General features: G+C 66.7%; 18 protein-coding genes. All 18 read right to left on the reverse strand.

Going from position 1 to position 21093, the window contains the following annotated elements:
• Nucleotides 1-539 precede the first annotated feature (539 nt).
• The 18 genes from PM1_RS21840 to gyrA all read right to left on the reverse strand — a co-directional run bounded on the left by PM1_RS21840 (nt 540) and on the right by gyrA (nt 21033).
• Nucleotides 540-2852 carry a type II secretion system protein GspD gene (locus tag PM1_RS21840; protein ID WP_009620989.1) on the reverse strand — a complete coding sequence of 771 codons (2313 nt, stop codon included), beginning with the start codon at nt 2850-2852 and terminating at the stop codon, nt 540-542.
• Entirely contained in the window at nt 2836-3324 is a 489-nt protein-coding gene (locus PM1_RS21845) for a hypothetical protein (RefSeq protein ID WP_009620988.1), read from the reverse strand. The genes PM1_RS21840 and PM1_RS21845 overlap by 17 nt, the downstream gene beginning before the upstream one ends.
• 193 nt (nt 3325-3517) lie before the next feature.
• Nucleotides 3518-4111, reverse strand: a complete 594-nt coding sequence (locus tag PM1_RS21850; RefSeq protein WP_009620987.1) for a hypothetical protein — start codon at nt 4109-4111, stop codon at nt 3518-3520.
• Nucleotides 4112-5074 carry a hypothetical protein gene (locus tag PM1_RS21855; protein WP_024128255.1) on the reverse strand — a complete coding sequence of 321 codons (963 nt, stop codon included), beginning with the start codon at nt 5072-5074 and terminating at the stop codon, nt 4112-4114.
• A gap of 55 nt (nt 5075-5129) precedes the next feature.
• Complete coding sequence (locus tag PM1_RS21860; protein ID WP_009620984.1) at nt 5130-6119, reverse strand: hypothetical protein; 990 nt, start codon at nt 6117-6119, stop codon at nt 5130-5132.
• Nucleotides 6109-6711 carry a prepilin-type N-terminal cleavage/methylation domain-containing protein gene (locus PM1_RS21865; RefSeq protein WP_009620982.1) on the reverse strand — a complete coding sequence of 201 codons (603 nt, stop codon included), beginning with the start codon at nt 6709-6711 and terminating at the stop codon, nt 6109-6111. The genes PM1_RS21860 and PM1_RS21865 overlap by 11 nt, the downstream gene beginning before the upstream one ends.
• A complete protein-coding gene (locus PM1_RS21870; RefSeq protein WP_009620979.1) occupies nt 6708-7139 on the reverse strand; it encodes a PulJ/GspJ family protein in 432 nt (143 codons plus the stop codon). Before PM1_RS21870 ends, PM1_RS21865 begins: the two co-directional genes overlap by 4 nt.
• Nucleotides 7136-7549 carry a prepilin-type N-terminal cleavage/methylation domain-containing protein gene (locus PM1_RS21875; protein ID WP_009620977.1) on the reverse strand — a complete coding sequence of 138 codons (414 nt, stop codon included), beginning with the start codon at nt 7547-7549 and terminating at the stop codon, nt 7136-7138. Before PM1_RS21875 ends, PM1_RS21870 begins: the two co-directional genes overlap by 4 nt.
• A complete protein-coding gene (gene gspG / locus PM1_RS21880) occupies nt 7518-8003 on the reverse strand; it encodes a type II secretion system major pseudopilin GspG (RefSeq protein WP_009620975.1) in 486 nt (161 codons plus the stop codon). The genes PM1_RS21875 and gspG overlap by 32 nt, the downstream gene beginning before the upstream one ends.
• Nucleotides 8004-8017: 14 nt before the next feature.
• Complete coding sequence (locus PM1_RS21885; RefSeq protein WP_009620972.1) at nt 8018-9208, reverse strand: type II secretion system F family protein; 1191 nt, start codon at nt 9206-9208, stop codon at nt 8018-8020.
• Nucleotides 9209-9212: 4 nt separating this feature from the next.
• A complete protein-coding gene (locus PM1_RS21890) occupies nt 9213-10949 on the reverse strand; it encodes a GspE/PulE family protein (protein WP_009620970.1) in 1737 nt (578 codons plus the stop codon).
• Entirely contained in the window at nt 10939-11751 is an 813-nt protein-coding gene (locus tag PM1_RS21895) for an ABC transporter permease (RefSeq protein WP_009620968.1), read from the reverse strand. Before PM1_RS21895 ends, PM1_RS21890 begins: the two co-directional genes overlap by 11 nt.
• 183 nt (nt 11752-11934) lie before the next feature.
• Nucleotides 11935-12639, reverse strand: coding sequence for a (d)CMP kinase (cmk, locus tag PM1_RS21900; protein ID WP_009620966.1), 705 nt, complete (start codon nt 12637-12639; stop codon nt 11935-11937).
• Complete coding sequence (locus PM1_RS21905; RefSeq protein ID WP_009620964.1) at nt 12639-14864, reverse strand: bifunctional prephenate dehydrogenase/3-phosphoshikimate 1-carboxyvinyltransferase; 2226 nt, start codon at nt 14862-14864, stop codon at nt 12639-12641. Before PM1_RS21905 ends, cmk begins: the two co-directional genes overlap by 1 nt.
• A complete protein-coding gene (gene hisC, locus PM1_RS21910) occupies nt 14857-15969 on the reverse strand; it encodes a histidinol-phosphate transaminase (RefSeq protein ID WP_009620962.1) in 1113 nt (370 codons plus the stop codon). The genes PM1_RS21905 and hisC overlap by 8 nt, the downstream gene beginning before the upstream one ends.
• A 106-nt stretch (nt 15970-16075) precedes the next feature.
• Nucleotides 16076-17173 carry a prephenate dehydratase gene (gene pheA, locus PM1_RS21915; RefSeq protein ID WP_009620954.1) on the reverse strand — a complete coding sequence of 366 codons (1098 nt, stop codon included), beginning with the start codon at nt 17171-17173 and terminating at the stop codon, nt 16076-16078.
• Nucleotides 17173-18258, reverse strand: coding sequence for a 3-phosphoserine/phosphohydroxythreonine transaminase (gene serC, locus PM1_RS21920; protein ID WP_009620953.1), 1086 nt, complete (start codon nt 18256-18258; stop codon nt 17173-17175). The genes pheA and serC overlap by 1 nt, the downstream gene beginning before the upstream one ends.
• 15 nt (nt 18259-18273) lie before the next feature.
• Nucleotides 18274-21033 carry a DNA gyrase subunit A gene (gene gyrA / locus PM1_RS21925; RefSeq protein ID WP_009620952.1) on the reverse strand — a complete coding sequence of 920 codons (2760 nt, stop codon included), beginning with the start codon at nt 21031-21033 and terminating at the stop codon, nt 18274-18276.
• Nucleotides 21034-21093: the final 60 nt, after the last annotated feature.

The raw sequence follows: 21093 nt of genomic DNA on the forward strand, positions 1-21093 counted from the left end.
TGGGAAAACTGCCTATAGCCATATGACTTACTTCGCACCACTCCACTACTTACAGCCATATCTGACCGAATATTGGAACAGTGCAAGCCAACACAAAATTCAGCATCAGCTTCAGGCAGCGTTATATATTCGGAACTTCCTCAAAACAACGGGCCACACCTCGCAAACCCCCAAATAGCAAAAATATGGAAAACGCCTACAGACCAGGAAACTAAAATCCTAAGAAAATTCGAAACTTTATATTCAGCAATTTCAACAACCCTCTCCGCTGACCGAAACAGCGCCGAAGTTGCAACCTTTGTGCGACGCAATGGAAGCAGTCCTCTCCCCGCGCTGTAGGAAGAGGGTTATGGAAGAAGGACGAGACCAATTGCCAATTGGCGGTGGGGGGTGAGAATGCGATGCGGGGTCTGCAGCCCGAATCGAAGCATCGCGGCAAAAGGGGTCCCGCCCCTGCGGAGTCCCCTCGGAATGTCAAATGAGAGGGAGGGCAAGCGCTCATGGATGACCAGCTCTGCCCGTCCGAAGATGCCGCCTGGCTACAGGCGGCGGCATTCAGCCAAAGACTTCTCGCAACCGAGCGCCGGTTCGATCATCCGACGAAGTTTCTCAGTGACCTCTCTGGCCTCTTCCGCTCCGTCGATGACGTAGGGCTGGATAAGCATCACCACCTCATCCTTGGAGGTGTTCCGGGTCTGTTTGCCGAACAGATATCCCAGAACCGGCAGGTTCTTGAGCCACGGGACACCGTCATTGCTGTCCGCTTCATTCTCGTTGATCAACCCCCCCATGAAAATGGAGCCGCCACTCTGCAGGGTCAGCGAAGTTTCCAACGAGGTACGCTTGATCGGGGGAGAGGAAATATCGCCACCTTCGCTACCAGAAGACCCAGCTCCACCGCCATCGCTGACTTCCTGGCTGACAGTCAGGTCCACCCGGTTGTTCGAATAGACGACAGGAGAGACGTTGAGGATGACGCCGGTCGAACGATAAGAGATGGACTGCAGGAGGTTGGAGTTCCCGCCGGTATTGCTGCCGTCGGTTTGCCGCCCGGTCACGACCGGAATGTCGGTACCGACATTGATGTTGGCCTGTTCTCCGCTTTTCACCAGAATCCGTGGGGTGGCAAGGATCCGAGTCCGCTTGTCACTTGCCAGCGCGGTCAGTGTCGCCTTCGTGCCACCGGCCGTATTGATCAGGTATTTGAAACCCTCTTTCCCTGCCGATATTTCACGAGAGAACTTGGAGCCGGAATTCGCCGCCCCACTCAGCAAGGACCATTCCAGGCCCGCCTCTTGGTTGTCGCTCAGCGTCACACTGGCGACCGTCACCTCGATCAACACCTGGCGCGCCGGCTTGTCCAGTTGCCGCAGCAGCGGCTGCATCTGCTGCCAGACCCTGGCCGGGCCACGGAACAGGATAGCGTTACGGTTCTCGTCCTCGACTATGGTGCCGCTGCCCGACACACCAGCCGCCAGGCTATCCATCAGGCTGCTACTGCCGCCCGACAACAAGGCCTGGGCCCCGGCAAGGCGGACGAGCGGAGCGACACCGGACTGGCCGCCACCCATGTCGCCGCCGCCACGTCCCGACGCCGAGCGTGGCGGTACGGCATTGTTACCAGAGGCCGCCGCGGCCCGGCTCGAAGCGCTGCTGCCCAAGCCCGGCGTCAACCCGTAGGCACCACTGCCCGCCGGACCGGAAACCAGCGCCCGCAGCGAGCGAGCCACTTCGGTGGCGCGGGTGTTACGCACTTCGTAGAAGAACAATCCCTCGCTTTCCGCCCCAGCCCCGGCGGAATCCACAGCGCTGGCCAGGGGGACGCGATCCACCTGCCCGGCCCAGTCTCGGGCCAGGTCCAGCAGTGAACGCTGGTTGGAGAACACGATCAGGCCATTGGAGCTTTCCAGCGGCACCAGCACGACGCTGCCGGAGGCCTCACCGATGCCAACGCTGTAACCCTGGGCTTCGAGCAGAGTCTTCAGTTGTTTGGCCATCTCCGCAGATGTGATGAATGCCGGGTCGATGCGCAAGCTGTGCTGCCCCCGCATGAACGGCTGGTCGAGCAGCCGCACGGCCTGCGCCGCCTGCTTGACCAGGGATGCCATACCCTTGAGCATCAGGCCGCCGCGCGGATTGTCCGCGGAGGCCGACAGCCCGGATTTGTCGTAGGCATTGTTCAACCAGGGAATCACGTCCTTGGGATCGACGTTGTGCAAGGGTATGAACTGGAACACGGGCCGGTAGGCGTTGGGCACATCAGGAAGCGCTTCGCCGCTGACGAGGATCGGCGGCTCCTCAGGGCTCAGGCCGATCTGCTTGACCTGGAAGCGCAGGATGCCACCCTGCTTGACGATCTCTACGCCGTAATTGGCCATGACCTGCGAGGCGATGTCGTAGACCGTCTGCTGGGTCTGCGCCTGCTCCAGGCGCAGGGTGACCCGGTCGTTACGTTTCTTCAGGTTGTCGTCGATCTCGAACGACAACCCCAGCAGGTTGCCGAAGACTTCGTTGATGAAGCCCGGCAGGGCGACGTCCTCGATGTTCACCTGCAGGTCGGCGTTCTTGTCATCGAGCACCAGGCGATCGGCCTTGTCCACCAGCCCACCCACGGGCCCGGCGGGAGGTGCTGGCGTCGGGCTCACCTGCGGCCCCGCCGATTGCTGCGGGCGCTGCACCGTTCCCTCGGCCCCCTCCTGCGGCATGTTCTCCTCCATGGCCTGGCGAGGCTCCAGCAAGGGCGCGGGCAATTGCAGCTGCGTCGTACCACAGCCTCCCAGCAGTCCCAGACAGATCGCGAGCAACAGCGGGTGCCGGGGAAAGGCCGCAAGGGCATTATTCGAGGGGGGCATAGAGTTTCCTTTCAAAGTCCTGTGTTGCGCCATCCTCGGACAGCGAGAAACGAATGCCCTGCCCTTCGATCCGTTCGAGGCGTTCGCCTCCCGGTAGCTGGTCGCCCGGGGCATAGCGCAACAGCGGCGCGGCGGCATCCTTGGCGATCAGGGCGAAACGCTGTCCGCCCTCGGCGACCACACCGCGAAACAGCCATTGGACCTTGACCCGGGCCACGCCCTGCTCGTCCACGCTGATGCGCGCCGAGCGTGCTTTCTCGGCCTCCTCCCTGGCGCTGCCCCACCAGGCCATGCTGGCGATCTGCGCCGGAATGCTGGCATTGCGGGAGACAGGCCGGACCTCCGGTAGCCGCCACTGCGCAGTCTCAGCCGGAGCCTCGGGTATGGCTGCCCGTGGCTGCCAGAGCAGCGCCAGCAGGACGCCGCCGGCAAGCGCCGCCCAGGCCAATCGGAAGGGGAAGAAGGAAGTCATAGGAAACCGATGAATCGATACCGCTAGGGAAAGGTGCATTCGAAACAAGTTGAAGGCGGGATTCTGTCATTACAGAAATGCTGCCTTTGCCGCTTTCCATGAAGGAAGTTTCCCAACCTGGGACTGCGAACGATCGACAGTGCCTGAATGGCCTGAATGTCCGTCCGAATCAGGGCGTTCCGCGCTCATCCGCTCAAGGGGGCGTTGCGTTCGGACGAAAATGGAAGGTGAGTTGCAGGCTCACCGACGGCGAGCCGCGGTCGTTCAACTCGAGGGCGTCGATGCTCACCCAGTGCTCCGCCGTTTCCAGCGCATGCAGCAGCTGGCCGAAACTCTTCGGCTCGAAACGTCCGCGCACTTGTGCCTGGACCCGGGCGCCGACGCCCTCCTTGTCGAAGTCCAGGGGCGGCAACACCGAGATGCGGGCCTCCTGCAGGCCACTCTGCTTGGTCTGGACATCCAGCCAGGCCTGCACATCGGCCCTGGCCAACGAGGGGTTCTGCGCCTGCCACAAACGTATGCGCAATGCGCTGCGCACGTCTTCCGCCTGGACGGCGCGGTCCGGCCAGTGCTCCTGGGCGGCCAGCGCGCGCATCTGCGCCAGGCGCCTGGCCGACTCCTCGAACGCCTGACGGCGGGCTTCGCGCCAGTCGTTGCCCAGCAACAGCAGATGCACGACCAACAGCGCCAGGATCATCCATCCCGCCAGGCGCAGGCGGGGCTGTTCCCGCCACTGCTCGCGCAGCCGGGACCAGTGGGGCAGCATCTCTTGCAATCGAGCGTCCATCTATTCCCCCTGTCGAATGTTCATGGCCAGTTGCAGGCCATCGCCCCTGGGCGAGGGTTCGACCCGGACATCCTGGAACCTGCCGCCCTCCTGCAGCCGCTGGACGAAGAACCGCGGGTCCGCGCGACTGGTCTGGATGAGCAGTTCCAACGCGTTTTCCCGGAAGCGCCAGCTCAGCAGGCGGCTATCCTCCGGCAGCAGCCCCGCCACGGTGCGCAGCAGTTCGACCTGCGAAGGTGCATCCTGCAAGCGCAGCAGAGCCTGGATTTCGCTCTCGGCCTGCATGGCCCGAGTACGTGCCGCCAGCACCGGCTCGACCTGCTGGGCCAGCGCGACCTGCTGCCCCGCCAGGCCGCGCTCGGCCCACCACCATTGCGCCCCCTGCGTCAGGTTGAAAGCGCTGCCCGCCAGCAGGGTGGCCGCCAGGCCATAGGGCAACCAGCGCTCCCAGTCCCGTCCCACCAGACTGGCGCCGGAGGCCCAGGGACGCTCGAGGCAGGCCGGCACCTCTTCTTCCAGCCGCTCGGGCAGGCGCACGCCGGGAACCCCTCGCACTGCCTGCCAGGCCATCGCGGACAGCGGCAGGCCATCCTGGAAGACGCTCGCCCGCAGCACGCCGGCCCGCCAGACCTGCAGGTCCACACCGTCCTGGACGCTCACCAGGCGAACACTTGGCTCCGGCGTCGCCGCCGGCGGAGCCTGTAGCAGGGTTTCCGGCAGGCAGAGGCAGCCGGACGCAGCCTGTTGCGCTTCGGCGAGCCGCTGGCGCTGCTGTTCGTCCCAGAGCCACAGCTGCACCCAGCCGTCGCGCCAGACCGCGTAGTGCCCCGGCAAGCGGAACGGCGACAGGCCGGCAAGCTTCAGGGCAAGGGCCTGGGCCCTACCGCTGGCCGGCACATGGGACAGATCCAGGCAGCGGTACAGGCATTGCGAACGCTCGATGACCCATTGCGTGCGGAGCATCCGCCCCAGGCCACGGGGCTGGCGCCGCCACTCCAGGCAGGGCGAGCCATCCGCGTCATGGGCTTGCCACAAGCGGGGCGGAAAGCAGTCCAGGCGCCTCATGATGGATGGGCGCTGTGTCGGTGATGGGGACATTGCGCGGCAGGGACCTCCGTTGCAGAAATTGCCAGGGCGACCCTTGCAGGTCATCGCTCTCGAGTCGCAGTTGGTATTCGTAACGCGCCACGGCGTCCGCGGGGCGCAGGCGGATGAACAGGGTGGCGCTGGCCAGGCGCGACCAGTTCTCCGCGGGTAATTGCTGCAGATACATGCCCAACACGCCCTCGAGGTCGCCCACGCCTCGCAACGGCCGCTCATGGCGCGCCGCGAGCAACAGCGCCAGGCTGTCCTCCGGAAGCCGCCAGGCCAGGCGCAGGAGTTGGCCGCTGGCGGTGTTCACGTTCAGGGACGGCTCGCCGACCGTGACCAGTTCCTCCCAGCCGGCAGCCCGCAACGCGGCCTCCCAGGGGCGCCAGCTATCGAGGACGAAGACTTCCTGCGGGGCATGCAGGCTGCGCAGCGCGGCGCTACCCGGTGGGCCGCGCAAATGGCCGGCAAGCTCCGCCAGCATTGGCGCTATCCTCTCCGGCGCTATCCCCAGCCCTTCCAGCAACGAGGCCAAGGCCGCCGGCGGGGCCTGCTCCAGGCCAAGACGCGATGCGCGGTCGACGAAGGCGAAGCACCAGCCGTTGGCCAGGCAGTATTCGCGGCCATCCAGGGCCAGCTCGGCCCCTACCGGCAGGACCGACATATCCATGTCGGCAAGGCTCGGCGCCGGGCTGTCGGGTGTGGTCAATCCGGCCAGGGTCAAGCGCTGGGTCGATGCCAGCCAGGTCAGCCGGCTGAGCATGGAGCGCTCCGTCATGTCGCGCAGCAACCCCTGACGCTCCTTTTCGATACCGTCCAGCGAGCGTTCGATCCAGGTCACGGCCGAGGCCACCACCAAGGTCATGATGGCGAGAAACCAGATGACGCCGACCAGCACGAAGCCACGCTCAGTCCGCATCCGCATTCACCTGTCGAAGCGGCGTCGCGACCCTGGCCAGGCGGAACAGGCGCTCCTCGGGCGCGTTCAACGCCACCGCCGCAGGAAGGCTGTCGGCCAGCACCGGCAAGGGCGGCCAGTTGTCATGCCAGGCCCCCTGCTCGTCGCGATAGAGAAAATGCGCAGCCCCCTGCAATTCCAGCAGTGGCCAGCGGCTGGCCTGCAACCGGCGCACGTAGATCATCGCGGTCCGCTCCCGGCCCGGCTCGCCAAGCCGTTCCAGGCGAAAGGCAAAGGGCACCGGGACGCCTTCGATACGCTCGGCGCTGGCCAGGGAGACGGCTTCGAAGCTGAGCGGATCGCCGCGGAAACGAGCCGGCGCATCCCCCCTGGCCGGCGCAGCCAGCTGCGCTATCGCGTCGTCGAACCAGCCGAAGGCCAGCACCCGTAGTTGCCGTGACTCGCCCTGGCGCAGGAAGCTGTCGTTGGCCCGCGAGACATAGTCCATCCCCTGCATCAACAGGGTGGTGACCATCGCCGCCAACAACAGGACCACGATGAGTTCCAGCAGGGTGAAGCCCCGCTCCCGCCCCCGAGGAATGCGCCGGCTCATGGCGCATCCCCGCCGTCCGGCAGGCGAGCCATCCGGTACCCCGCCAGTTCCAGGCTCAAGGGCAGCGGCGGTAGGTCCTCGCCGGACAAGGTCGCCTGGACGCGATACAGGGCGCTGTCGAAGGGTCCGGGGTGGCCGCTGTAGCGGCTGACGACGGGGCGCGGAGCGGCGAGAAGCCGGCTCTCCCAGTCCAGCCGGTAGCTTCCAAGGGCGGCGCTGCCGCTCGGCTGGAGCATCGGGTTGAGCCCCTCGAGAAACGCCAGGCCGGTGCGGGTCGCATCGATGCGGCGCTGAACCTCGTTCATTCGCTCCAGGCTGCGGAAGCCCGTCCCCAGCCAGGCCAGCAGCGCGCTGCCCACCACGGCCAGCAACGTCAGGGCGACCACCGCTTCCAGCAGTGTGAAACCGGCTTGCCGCCCGCGCTTCACTGGACGAACTCCGGCAAGCATTGCGGCGGAACCAGTTGCAACTGCCGAGCGACATCCCCCTGCCGCAACTCCAGCGTCCCCCCCAGGCAGACGCCATTGGCCAGGTAGACGACGGGCGCGCTTGCGCTCAGCGTCCAGCCCTGGGGCAGCTTCAGCATCTGCGGCGGCTCGACGCCAGCCGGCCCGATGAGGGTCTGCCGGGCTTCCAGACGGGCCCGGTAGCCCAGCGTCTGCAACTGGTTGGCGATGTCCTGCAGGTCGATACGCCGACGCCAGGCCTCCTGCATGTTCAGCAGGTTGGGCATGACGACGGCGCCCACCGCGGCAACCAGGGCCAGTACCACCAGCAGTTCGAGCAGGGTGAAACCGCCGCAGCGCTCATTGCCGGGGCAGGAAGCCGATGTCCGCATTCTCCCCTTCCCCGCCAGGCTGCCCGTCGGCCCCCAGGCTGTACAGCGAGAACGGCTGTTCGGCACTGGGCGCGTTGCTATATATGTAGGCGCGGTTCCAGGGATCCAGCGGCACCCCACCGTCCAGATAGGGGCCTTTCCAGAAGGCCTTGATCCGCTCGTCCGCGGGCGCCGCATTGAGCAGGGCCAGCCCTTCCTGCTCGCTGGGCAGGCGGCCGATGTCCAGGCGCATGGTCATCAGCGCCCCCTTGAGCATCTTCACCTGGGTATCCGCGGTCTGCACCTTGGCCTTGTCGGCCTGGCTGAACAGACGTGGCCCGACCAGCCCCATGAGCAGCCCGATGATCACCAGCACCACTATCATTTCCAGCAGGGTGAAACCGCGCTCGCATCCCGGCGCCGGCACTTTCCTGCTCCCCTGCCGGGGCCCCCTTCCCTCATGCCCGTCGCGCATCCACTTCCCCTTTTTCAGAACACAATGTCGTTGGCGCTGGTGATGGCCAGCACCACGCCGGTGATGATCACGCCGAACAGCGCGCCGATCAGCAGGATCGCCAGCGGCTCGATCAGCGCCAGGACCTTGCGCATGCGCGAACGCCCCAGCCCCTCGTAGAGTTCGGCGAGGCTGTCGAGCATCTCGGCCAGGCGCCCGGACCTTTCGCCGACGCGCACCAGATTGCCGCCCGTAGCGGTGATCGCCCTGCGCAGTTCCAATGCCTCGGACAGGGAAGTCCCGCCCCTCACGTCCTGGGTGACCCTTTCCAGCAGCTCGCGTTGCAGACCGATGCGCACGCCCGCGCTGGCCAGGCGCAGGGCCTCGACCAGCGCCACGCGGTTGCCCAGCAGGGTGCCGAGGACCTTGGCCCACTGGGCGATCTCCGCCTGCAACAGCCAGTCGCCGAGCAATGGCAAACGCAACAAGCCGTTGAGGAAGCGGCCGCGAACCTTCTCGCTCCTGGCCAACGGCAGCCCCAGGGCACCCAGCAGCAGGCCGGCGAGCAGCAGCGGCAAGGCGTTGGCCTTGCTCCAGACGCCGGTGCTGAGCACTGCCCAGGCCAGCCAAGGCAGCTTGTCGGCGTGCTCCAGCAGGTTGGCGAACTTGGGCACGACGAAGACGAACATCACCATGACCGCCCCGATTCCGCTGAGCACCAGCACGCTCGGGTAGATCAGAGCGTTGCGCACTTCCTCGCGGGTGCGCCGCTCGTACTCCATCTGCGTCACGCAGTCCCGCAGCGCCGCCGCCAGGTTGCCGGTCATCTCGCCCGCCGCCACCAACTGGTAGGCGTAACGCGGCAGGGGCAAGCCAGCTGTCTCCAGCACCTGAGGGAAGGAACGTCCCTGGCGCAGGCCTTCGCTCATGCTCTGCAGCGCCGCGCAGAGACGTGGATGGCTGCTCGAGCGCTCCTGGGCGGAGACCGCGTCGGCCAGGGCAACGCCTGCCCCCAGCAGGGTCGCCAACTCGTGCAGGGCCATGTTCAATTCTTCCGCGCGCAGGCGCCGGCGCCCGGGTTGCAGCGCACGCTGGCCCGCCTCCAAGCTAAGGGGCGTCAGGCCCTGGGCCTCCAGTTGACGAAGCGCGTCGCTGCGAGAGCCGGCATCGAGGTCGCCACTGCAACGCCGGCCTTGCCGGTCCACTGCCTGGTATTCGAAGCGCATGCCGTTAACCGCTGGTGACCCGATGTACCTCGTCCAGCGAGGTCAGGCCCAGCCAGGCCTTGATGAAGCCGTCTTCGCGCATGCTGCGGAAACCCTGGCTGGCCGCCAGCCGGCGCATCTGTTCGACGGGCGCCTGTTGCAGGATGAGCGCCTGCAGTTCGGGGCCGACGTCCACCATCTCGTAGATTCCCAGCCGCCCGTGATAGCCCGTGCCCTGGCACTGCTCGCAGCCCTTCGCGCGGAGCCAGTTCGGTGCCTGCCCGGGGTAGAGGCGCTGGATCGCCGCGTCCAGCGCAGCCTTGTCCTCTGCCGCCAGGCCGGGCTCATAGGGCTCCGCGCAATGCCGGCACAGAGTGCGCACCAGACGCTGGGCCTGGACGCCGCGTACCGGCGAGGCGACCAGGAACGGCTCGATGCCCATGTCGATCAGGCGGGTGAAAGCGCTGAGCGAATCGTTGGTGTGCAGCGTGGAGAACACCAGGTGGCCGGTGAGGGACGACTGCACGGCGATCTCCGCCGTCTCCAGGTCGCGGATCTCGCCGATCATGATCACGTCCGGGTCCTGGCGCAGGATCGAGCGCAGGGCGGCGGCGAAGGTCAGGCCGATGTCGGCGTGGGCCTGGACCTGGGTGATGTTCGGCACCTGGTACTCGACCGGGTCCTCCACCGTGATGATCTTGCGGATGCCGTCGTTGATGGCCTCGAGCGTGCCGTAGAGGGTCGTCGACTTGCCGGAGCCGGTGGGCCCGGTGACCAGCACGATGCCGTGGGGCTCGGCGATCCAGGCGCGCATCAGTTCCAGGTGGTCCGCCAGCATTCCCAGGCGGTCCAGGCGCAGACCTTCGCGGGCCTTGGGCAACAGGCGCATCACCACCGACTCGCCATGCACCCCGGGCAGCGTGGAAACGCGGACGTCCATATCCTGCCCGCCCACTCTGGTGCTCATCCGCCCGTCCTGGGGCAGGCGCCGCTCGGCGATGTCGATGGCGGAGATCAGCTTGATCCGCGAGACCACCGCGGCGAAGCGCTCCCGCGGCAGGCTAAGCTGCGATTGCAGGACGCCATCGATGCGGAAGCGGATATGGAAATTGAATTCGCGCGGCTCGATGTGGATGTCCGAGGCGCGTTTCTCCACCGCCTGGCTCATGACGTTGTTGACCAGCTCGACGATGGGCGCCTCCTCCGCCATTTCCCGCAGTTGGCGGATGTCGTCGGAGGCGAAGCGCAGCCCCTCGCGGCTCTCCTGCTGCAGGCGCTCCTTGAGCAGTTCCAGCCAGGCGTCGAGATCCTGGGAGCGGCACAGCACCGTGCGCAATGGCTGCCCGGGATGGAAATAGCGCAGGACCTCCAGGACGAAGGACGCCATCGGGTCACGGGAAGCGACCAGCAGGCCGCCCTGGGCATCGCTCCAGACGACCACCTGTTCGGCGACGAACCATTCCACACCGATGGAGGTCGCTTCGAGGAAGGCCAGCAACTCGGCGTTGCCGGGGGCCTCCAGGTCCACGCCCACCAAAGGCAGGCGCAGTTGTTCGGCGAGCACTTCCAGCAGGGCCGCCTCCGAAACACCGCCCGAGCGCAGCAATAGCGCCCCAAGGCGCCCGCCGATCCTGGCCTGTAGTTCCAGCGCGCGTTCCAGCTCCTGGGCGTTGCACAGGCCGCGCTCGATGAGCATCTGCCCCAGCGGGCGGGCATCGGCAACGACCGCCGGCACGGTGTCGGCGAGCGGTTCAGAGGACATCGGCGAAACCGTCCTTCATACGCCGGAACCACAGCCAGCCCAGCACCGCCAACAGACAGGCGATGGCGGCATAAGCCAACTGGACGCCCATCGGCGGCATCGGCATGCCGAACAGGCAGGCCCTCACCGCTTCCACCGGAACGCTCAGCGGATTGAGCAACAGGTAGGGGCGCAAGGCTTCCGGCAAGGCGCTCACGGGGTAGAACACCGGGCTGAGGAACAGCAGCAATACGAGAAGAAACTGGATGAACTGGCTGGTATCGCGGAAATAGGCGCCGAACACGGCGATGATCCAGCTGAGGCCGCACACGCACAGCACGAAGGGCAGCAGGACCAACGGCAGGTAGAGGATGCTCCAGCCCAGCGGTTGCCCGAGCCAGGGCATCAGCAGGAGCAGTACGAGAAAGCCGATGACGGCGTTCGACAGGGCGGAGAGTGCCAGCGAAAGCGGCAGGAGTTCCAGCGGGAAGACCAGCTTCTTCACCTGGTTGCGGTGATTGTGCATCACCGTGACCGCGCGGGACAGGCTGTCCGCCAGCATGCCGTGGAGCAGCAGCCCGGCGAAGAGCGTCAAGGCGAAGGAGGCCGTGCTCTGCTCCGCCCCCCAGCGCGACTTGAGCACCTGGCCGAAAACGAAGGTGTAGACCGCCAGCAGCAGGAAGGGCGACAGCAGCAGCCACAGCCGCCCGAGCAGAGCGCCCTGGTAGCGTGCGAGGATTTCCCGCCGGGTCAGTGCGAGCAACAACTGGACCCACGCGCCCTGCGAAGAATGCAGTGCGGCGGGGACGGGACTGTCGGACAAGGGGCCTCCACGCTATTCACGGCCCGCTCGGGTCGAGCGGGCGCTATTGAACAGCGCGGAAGTTTGGCAGCCCGGGCAAGACGTCTCTAGAAGAAACGTCCTCAGCATCAAGAGGAATCATCCTCAGAAATATCTTCAAGCACGCGACGCCGAAAACTGCCGCAGCTGAAGGATTCCCAGGCCTCAGTCGGTCAGACCGAGCCTCTCGACCTCACCAAGAATGCTGTCCACCACCGCCTCGATGCTCATGCTGGTGGAGTCGACCACGATGGCGCCTTCGGCTGGTTTCAGCGGGGCCACGCTGCGCTGGCTGTCGCGTTCGTCGCGGGCGCGGATTTCCTCGGTGAGCGCGGCCATGTCGCAGTCCACGCCCTTGCCCTTGAGTTGCAGGTAGCGGCGGCGGGCGCGCTCTTCGGCCGAAGCGGTGAGGAAGATCTTCAGCGGCGCGCCGGGGAACACCACGGTGCCCATGTCGCGGCCGTCGGCCACCAGGCCCGGGGCTTCGAGGAAGGCGCGCTGGCGTTGCAGCAAGGCGTCGCGCACCGCCGGCAGCGCGGCGACCTGGGAGGCGCCGGCGCCGACCTGTTCGGTGCGGATGGTGTCGGTGACGTCTTCGCCTTCGAGGATGATGTGCTGGCCCTCGCCGCCCTTGGCGTGGGTGAACTGCACGTCCAGGTGCGCGGCCAGGACCTTGAGGGCTTCCTCGTTGGTCAGGTCGATGCCGTGGTTGCCGGCGGCGAAGGCCAGCAGGCGGTACAGCGCGCCGGAGTCCAGCAGGTTCCAGCCCAGGCGCTTGGCCAGGATGCCGGCCACGGTGCCCTTGCCGGAGCCGCTGGGGCCGTCGATGGCGACCACCGGCCAGGCCGCGGCGAAGTCGGAGGCGGCCATCAGTTGCCCTCCTCCGCCACGCGGATGCCGGCACCCGCGGCCAGGCCGAGGAAGTTCGGGAAGGAGGTGGCGACGTTGGCGCAGTCGTGGATGCGGATCGGCGCCGAGGCGCGCAGCGAGGCCACGCTGAAGGACATGGCGATGCGGTGGTCGCCGTGGCTCCAGACTTCGCCGCCGCCGTAGGGGCCGCCGTCGATGATGATGCCGTCCGGGGTCGGCTCGCACTTCACGCCCAGGGCCAGCAGGCCGTCGGCCATGACCTGGATGCGGTCGGATTCCTTCACCCGCAGTTCTTCGGCGCCGCGCAGCACGGTGCGGCCTTCGGCGTTGGCGGCGGCGACGAACAGCACGGGGAATTCGTCGATGGCCAGGGGCACCAGGTCCTCGGGGATGTCGATGCCTTTCAGCCTGGCCGAACGCACGCGCAGGTCGGCCACCGGCTCGCCGCCCACTTCACGCTGGTTCTCCAGGGTGATGTCGGCGCCCATCAGCTTGAGGATATCGATGACGCCGGTGCGGGTCGGGTTGATGCCGACGTGTTCGAGGACGATCTCCGAACCTTCGGCGATGCTCGCCGCGACCAGGAAGAAGGCCGCGGAGGAGATGTCCGCTGGTACCTCGATGTTGGTGGCGCTGAGCTTGTGGCCGCTTTCGACCTTGGCGGTGCTGCCTTCCACCTCCACCGGGTAGCCGAAGCCGCGCAGCATGCGCTCGGTGTGGTCGCGGGTCGGCGCCGGCTCGGTCACCGAGGTTTCACCGGCGGCATAGAGGCCGGCGAGCAGCAGGCAAGATTTCACCTGGGCGCTGGCCATGGGCATGTCGTAGTGCATGCCGGTCAGCTTCTGGCCGCCCTTGATGGTCAGCGGCGGGCGCCCTTCGGCGGCGGTCTCGATCACCGCGCCCATCTCGCGCAGCGGCTTGGCCACGCGGTTCATCGGGCGCTTGGTCAGCGAGGCGTCGCCGGTCAGGGTGCTGTCGAACGGCTGCGCCGCCAGCAGGCCGCTGAGCAGGCGCATGGAGGTGCCGGAGTTGCCCAGGTAGATGGGGCCCGGTGCCGGCTTCAGGCCATGCAGGCCGACGCCATGGACGGTCACGCGGCCGTGGTGCGGGCCTTCGATAACCACGCCCATGTCGCGGAACGCCTGAATGGTGGCCAGGGCGTCCTCGCCCTCGAGGAAGCCTTCCACCTCGGTGGTGCCTTCGGCCAGGGAGCCGAGCATGATCGAGCGGTGGGAGATGGACTTGTCGCCCGGAACGCGTACGCGCCCGGACAGGCGGCCACCCGGCTGGGCCAGGTAAATCAGGTCGTTGTTGTGCATGGCGTCCACATAGGCCCGGCGGGCCAGGATTTTGCTGAAATGTTCACGGGCGACGCGGGCGCGGGTGAAGACGCCCATCAGTTGCTGCCCGTCCCCTGCATCGACGGCCTCGCGCAGGGCATCGAGGTCGTCGCGGAAAACGTCGAGGATGCGCAGCACCGCCTTGCGGTTGGCAAGGAAGATGTCGTGCCACATCGTCGGGTCGCTGCCGGCGATCCGCGTGAAGTCGCGGAAGCCGCCGGCGGCATAACGGAAGATTTCCAGATTTTCGCTGCGCTTGGCCAGCGAGTCGACCAGCGTGAAGGCCAGCAGGTGCGGCAGGTGGCTGGTGGCGGCGAGCACTTCGTCATGGTGCTCGACTTCCATCAGCTCGACGTCCGCGCCCAGCTCGCGCCACAGTGCCTCGACGCACTGGACCGCGTCCGCGTCGGCATTATCCAGCGGCGTGAGGATGACTTTATGACGGCGGAACAGTTTGCCGTTGGCCGCTTCCACCCCGCTCTGCTCGGAGCCGGCGATGGGATGGCCGGGAACGAAGCGCGCCGGCATCTCGCCGAAGGCGACCCTGGCCGCGCGCACCACGTTGCCCTTGGCGCTACCGACGTCGGTGAGCACGGCGTGGCCGAGGTCGAAGGTGGCCAGTTCGGCCAGCACCTTCTCCATGGCCAGGATCGGCACGGCGAGCTGGATCACGTCGGCGTCGCGGCAGCCTTCGCGCAGGCTCTCCTCGCAACGGTCGACCACGCCCAGCTGCACTGCCAGGCGGCGCGTCTGCGGGTCGCGGTCGACGCCGACCACTTCTTCGAACAGGCCTTTCTCGCGCAGCCCCTTGGCGAAGGAGCCGCCGATCAGGCCCAGCCCCACCACCACCAGACGGCGGAGCTTGTGCGGCGTCACCTCAGGCACGGGCGAGCACCTTGGCCAGGGCTTCGAGGAAGCGTGCGTTCTCTTCCGCCAGGCCGATGGAGATGCGCAGGTGCTGCGGCATGCCGTAGCCGCCCACCGGGCGGACGATCACGCCTTCCGCCAGCAGGGCCTGGTAGACCGGGCCGGCGTCGCGCTGCAGGTCGACGGCGAGGAAGTTGCCCTTGGACGGAATCCAGGCCAGGCCCAGGGCGCGCAGGCCGTCCTGCAGCTGCTGCATGCCGGCGTCGTTGATGCGCTTGCCCTCGGCCAGGTAGTCGGCGTCGTCCAGCGCGGCGCAGGCGGCGGCCAGGGCCAGGCTGTTGACGTTGAACGGCTGGCGCACGCGGTTGAGCGCGTCGGCGATCTGCGCCGAGGAGATGGCGTAGCCGACGCGCAGCGAAGCCAGGCCGTAGGCCTTGGAGAAGGTGCGCGAGACCAGCAGGTTCGGGTAGCGGGCCAGGTAGGCCAGGCCGTCGGGCAGCTCGTCGCCCTCGGCGTACTCGATGTAGGCCTCGTCCAGCACCACCAGGACGTTTTCCGGTACGCGGGAGAGGAACTGCTCCAGCGCATCCGGGCCGAACCAGGTGCCGGTGGGGTTGTTCGGGTTGGCGATGAAGACCACGCGGGTGTTGGCGTCGATGGCCGCCAGCATGGCTTCCAGGTCATGCCCCCAGTCTTTCGCCGGCACCGCCCTGCCCTCGGCGCCGACGGCCTGGGTGGAGATCGGGTAGACGGCGAAGGCGTACTGGCTGAACACGGCGTTCAGGCCCGGCGCCAGGTAGGCGCGGGCGACTAGGTCGAGGATGTCGTTGGAGCCGTTGCCGAGGGTCACCTGGGCAGTGGTCACTCCGCAGCGGGCGGCCAGCTTGCTCTTCAGCTCGAAGCCGTTGCCGTCGGGATAGCGGGTCATTTCCGCCAGTTCGCCGCGGATCGCTTCCAGCACCTTGGCGCTGGGGCCCAGCGGGTTTTCGTTGCTGGCCAGCTTGACGATCTTCGCCGGGTCCAGGTTCAGCTCACGGGCCAGTTCGTCCACCGGCTTGCCCGGCACGTAGGGCGAGAGTTTCTGTACGCCCGGCTGGGCCAGGGCGAGGAAGTCGCAAGACATTTTTTCAGCTCCGCTGGAGCTGAAAGCCGAAAGCTGGAGGCTTGAAGCTGGAAGCGACCGCGCGACTCCAACTTCCAGCTTCGGGCTTCCGGCTTCCAGCCGCTTGTTAGAGTACCGCCTTGGGATAGGAGCCCAGCACCTTCAGCGCCACGGCTTCGCTGTTGATCTTCTCCAGCACGTCCTTGATCAGCGGGTCCTTGTGGTGGCCGACGAAGTCGATGAAGAACACGTAGGTCCACTTGCCGCTGCGCGACGGGCGGGTCTCGATGCGCGTCAGGTCGATGCCGTTGGTGTGGAACGGCACCAGCAGTTCGTGCAGCGCGCCGGGCTTGTTGCGCATGGAGACGATGATCGAGGTCTTGTCGTCGCCGGTCGGCGGCACTTCCTGGTTGCCGATGATGAGGAAGCGCGTGGAGTTGTCCGGGCGGTCCTCGATCTTCTCGTGCAGCTTGTCCAGGCCGTACAGGCTGGCCGCCATGTCGCCGGCGATGGCCGCGCTGTTCCACTCGCTCTTCACCCGCTTGGCGGCGTCGGCGTTGCTCGGCACCGCCACGCGCTCGACGTTCGGGTAGTGCGCGTCCAGCCACTTGCGGCACTGGGCCAGGGACTGGGCGTGGGAATAGATGCGGGTGATGCTGTCGGTCTTGGTGTTCTCGCCCACCAGCAGGTGGTGGTGGATGCGCAGCTCGACCTCGCCGCAGATCACCATGTCGTGCTCGAGGAAGCTGTCCAGGGTGTGGTTGACCGCGCCCTCGGTGGAGTTCTCCACCGGCACCACGCCGAAGTTCACCGCGCCGGCGGCCACTTCGCGGAACACTTCGTCGATGGCCGCCATCGGCGTGCTGATCACCGCATGGCCGAAGTGCTTGAGCGCCGCGGCCTGGGTGAAGGTGCCCTCGGGGCCGAGGTAGGCGACCTTGAGCGGCTGCTCCAGGGCCAGGCAGGAGGACATGATCTCGCGGAACAGCCGCGCCACTTCCTCGTTGCCCAGCGGCCCCTTGTTCAGTTCCATGATGTGCTTGAGCACCCAGGCCTCGCGCTCGGGCCGGTAGAACACCGGCTTCTCGCCCTCGGCCAGGGACTGCATCTTCACCCGCGCCACGTCGGTGGCGCAGCGGGCGCGTTCGCTGATCAGCTCGAGGATCTTCTCGTCGAGGCTGTCGATGCGTACGCGCAAAGCCTTGAGCTGGTCAGCGTCGCTCATCAGCCGTGCTCCTTCTCGAACTCGGCCATGTAGGCTACCAGGGCCTCGATGGCGTCCAGGCCCAGGGCGTTGTAGATGGAGGCGCGCATGCCGCCCACCGAACGGTGGCCCTTGAGGTTGAGCAGGCCACGGGCGTCGGCGCCGGCGAGGAAGGCCTTGTCGAGCTTCTCGTCGGCCAGGCGGAAGGGCACGTTCATCCAGGAACGGGCGCTGGGCTGGATCGGGTTGGTGTAGAAGTCGCTGGCGTCGATGAAGGAGTACAGCAGGTCCTTCTTGGCGCGGTTGCGCTGCTCCATGGCCTCGACGCCGCCCTGCTCCTTCAGCCACTGGAAGACCAGGCCGGAGAGGTACCAGGAATAGGTGGCCGGGGTGTTGTACATGGAGCCGTTGTCGGCGGCGACCTTGTAGTTGAGCATGGTCGGGCAGATGCTGCGGGCGCGGCCGAGCAGGTCTTCGCGGACGATGACCACTACCAGGCCGGAAGGGCCGATGTTCTTCTGCGCGCCGGCGTAGATCAGGCCGAACTTCGACACGTCGACCGGGCGCGAGAGGATGTCCGAGGACATGTCCACCACCAGCGGCACGTCGCCGACCTGCGGAATCCAGTCGAACTCCAGGCCGCCGATGGTCTCGTTGGACGCGTAGTGCAGGTAGGCTGCGTTCGGCGTCAGGTTCCACTCGTTCTGCCCGGGAATGGCGAAGTAGTCGTACTTGGAGGCGCTGGCGACCACGTTGACGTTGCCGAAGCGGCGCGCTTCCTCGATGGCCTTCTTCGACCAGATGCCGGTTTCCACGTAGTCGGCCACGCCGTCTTCGGGCAGCAGGTTCAGCGGGATCTCGGCGAACTGCTGGCTGGCGCCGCCCTGGAGGAACAGCACCTTGTAGTTCGACGGCACGCCCATCAGGTCGCGCAGGTCCTGCTCGGCCTTCTCGGCGATGGCCACGTAGTCGTCGCTGCGGTGGCTCATCTCCATGACCGACAGGCCCTTGCCCTGCCAGTCGAGCAGCTCTTCGCGGGCGCGCTCCAGCACCTCGGTGGGAAGCGCAGCTGGACCTGCGCAGAAGTTATAGGCTCGCTTGCTCACATCCACTCTCGCTAATCAGTCTTCGCTGGCCTGCGGCGCTTCCTCGGCCGCGGCTTCGCCTGCTTCTTGATTCTCGTCGAACGCTTCGTCGTCCACGACCTCGCCCTCGACCACGGTCGGCTCCTGCACCCGCTCCAGGCCCACCAGGGTCTCGTCGGCGGCCAGCTTGATGAGGATCACGCCCTGGGTGTTGCGGCCCGCGCCGCGGACTTCGTCGACGCGGGTGCGGACCAGGGTGCCCTGGTCGGAAATCAGCATGATCTCCTCGCCGTCCAGCACCTGCACGGCGCCCACCAGCTTGCCGTTGCGCTCGTTGATGACCATGGCGATCACGCCCTGGCCGCCACGGCCGCGACGCGGGTAGTCGGCCAGCGGGGTGCGCTTGCCGTAACCGCGTTCGGAGGCGGTGAGGATCTGCGCCTCGCGGCATTCGGGGATCAGCATGGAGATGATGCGCTGGTCTTCGGCCAGGCGCATGCCGCGCACGCCACGGGCGTTACGGCCCATGATGCGCACCTTGCTTTCCTTGAAGCGGATCACCTTGCCGGCGTCGGAGAACATCATCACGTCCTTCGAGCCGTCGGTGATGGCGGCGGCGATCAGCGAGTCGCCCTCCTCCAGCTTCAGCGCGATCAGGCCGTTGGAGCGCGGCTTGGTGAACTGGATCAGCGGGGTCTTCTTCACGGTGCCCTTCATGGTGGCCATGAAGATGTACGCGCCGGTCGGCTCGTCCTGGCTGAAGTCGGCGTCGTCGCCCTCTTCGGCCTCTTCGGCTTCCACCACTTCGGCGACCTGCTCGGCGACCACGTCGTCGTCATCGCCTTCCTCGCCGGCGAACTGGGCGCGCACGGCTTCCAGGTCGATCTGCAGCATGGCGGTGATGCGCTCGCCCTCGTCCAGCGGCAGCAGGTTGACCAGCGGACGGCCGCGCGCGGTGCGCGAGGCTTCCGGGATCTCGAAGGTGCGCAGCCAGTAGACCTTGCCCTTGCTGGAGAACAGCAGCAGGGTGGCGTGGCTGTTGGCCACCAGCAGGTGTTCGATGTAGTCCTCGTCCTTCACTCCGCTCGCCGACTTGCCCTTGCCGCCGCGGCGCTGGGCCTCGTAGGCGGCCAGCGGCTGCGACTTGGCGTAGCCGCCGTGGGAGATGGTCACCACGCGCTCTTCCTCGGTGATGAGGTCGGCGATGGTCAGGTCCACCTGGGAGGCGACTATCTCGGTGCGGCGGGCGTCGCCGAACTCGGCCTTGACCTTCTCCAGCTCCTCGCGGATGACTTCCATCAGGCGCTGCGGGTTGGTCAGGATGCGGATCAGCTCGCCGATCAGGGTGAGGATTTCCTGATATTCGGACAGGAGCTTCTCGTGCTCCAGGCCGGTCAGGCGGTGCAGGCGCAGTTCCAGGATGGCCTGGGCCTGCTCCGGCGACAGGTAGTACTTGCCCTCGCGCAGGCCGTACTGCGGGTCCAGGTCTTCCGGACGGCAGGCATCGGCGCCGGCGCGCTCGACCATGGCTTCCACCGCGCTGGATTCCCAGGGGGTGGCGATCAGGCGTTCCTTGGCCTCGGCCGGGGTCGGCGAGGTCTTGATCAGCTCGATCACCGGGTCGATGTTCGACAGCGCGACCGCCTGGCCTTCGAGGATGTGGCCGCGCTCGCGGGCCTTGCGCAGCTCGTAGACGGTCCGCCGGGTCACCACTTCGCGGCGGTGGCGGATGAAGACTTCGAGCATGTCCTTGAGGTTCAGCGTGCGCGGCTGGCCGTCGACCAGGGCCACCACGTTGATGCCGAACACGCTCTGCAGCTGGGTCTGGGCGTAGAGGTTGTTCAGCACCACCTCGCCGACTTCGCCGCGGCGCAGCTCGATGACCACGCGCATGCCGTCCTTGTCGGACTCGTCGCGCAGTTCGGTGATGCCCTCGATCTTCTTCTCTTTCACCAGCTCGGCGATCTTCTCGATCAGCCGCGCCTTGTTCAACTGGTAGGGCAGCTCGGTGATGATGATCTGCTGGCGGTTGCCGCCCTTCTCCATGTCCTCGATATCGGCGCGGGCACGGATGTAGATGCGCCCGCGGCCGGTACGATAGGCCTCGATGATGCCGGCGCGGCCGTTGATGATGCCGGCGGTCGGGAAGTCGGGACCGGGGATGTACTGCATCAGCTCGTCGACGGACAGCTCGGGGTTGTCCATCAGCGCCAGGCAACCGTCGATCACCTCGCCCAGGTTGTGCGGCGGGATGTTGGTGGCCATGCCCACGGCGATGCCGCTGGAACCGTTGACCAGCAGGTTGGGGATCTTGGTCGGCATGACCGCCGGGATCTGCTCGGTGCCGTCGTAGTTGGGCACCCAGTCGACGGTTTCCTTGTCCAGGTCCGCCAGCAGCTCGTGGGCCAGCTTGGCCATGCGCACTTCGGTGTAGCGCATGGCCGCGGCGTTGTCGCCGTCCACCGAACCGAAGTTGCCCTGGCCGTCCACCAGCATGTAGCGCAGCGAGAACGGCTGGGCCATGCGCACGATGGTGTCGTACACCGCGGTGTCGCCGTGCGGGTGGTACTTACCGATCACGTCGCCGACCACACGGGCGGATTTCTTGTAGGGCTTGTTCCAGTCGTTGCCCAGTTCGCTCATGGCGTACAGGACGCGGCGGTGCACGGGCTTGAGGCCATCGCGTGCATCGGGCAGGGCACGACCGACGATCACGCTCATGGCGTAATCGAGGTAGGACTGTCGGAGTTCGTCTTCGATGTTGACCGGGAGGATTTCTTTGGCCAGTTCGCCCATGAGAAGCCTGGTTCCTTTTGCAGATGGAACTCCGCCTCGCCCGTCCCGAGCCCGGCGGAG

The sequence above is a fragment of the Pseudomonas sp. M1 genome, from assembly GCF_022760135.1.
Classification (GTDB): domain Bacteria; phylum Pseudomonadota; class Gammaproteobacteria; order Pseudomonadales; family Pseudomonadaceae; genus Pseudomonas; species Pseudomonas citronellolis.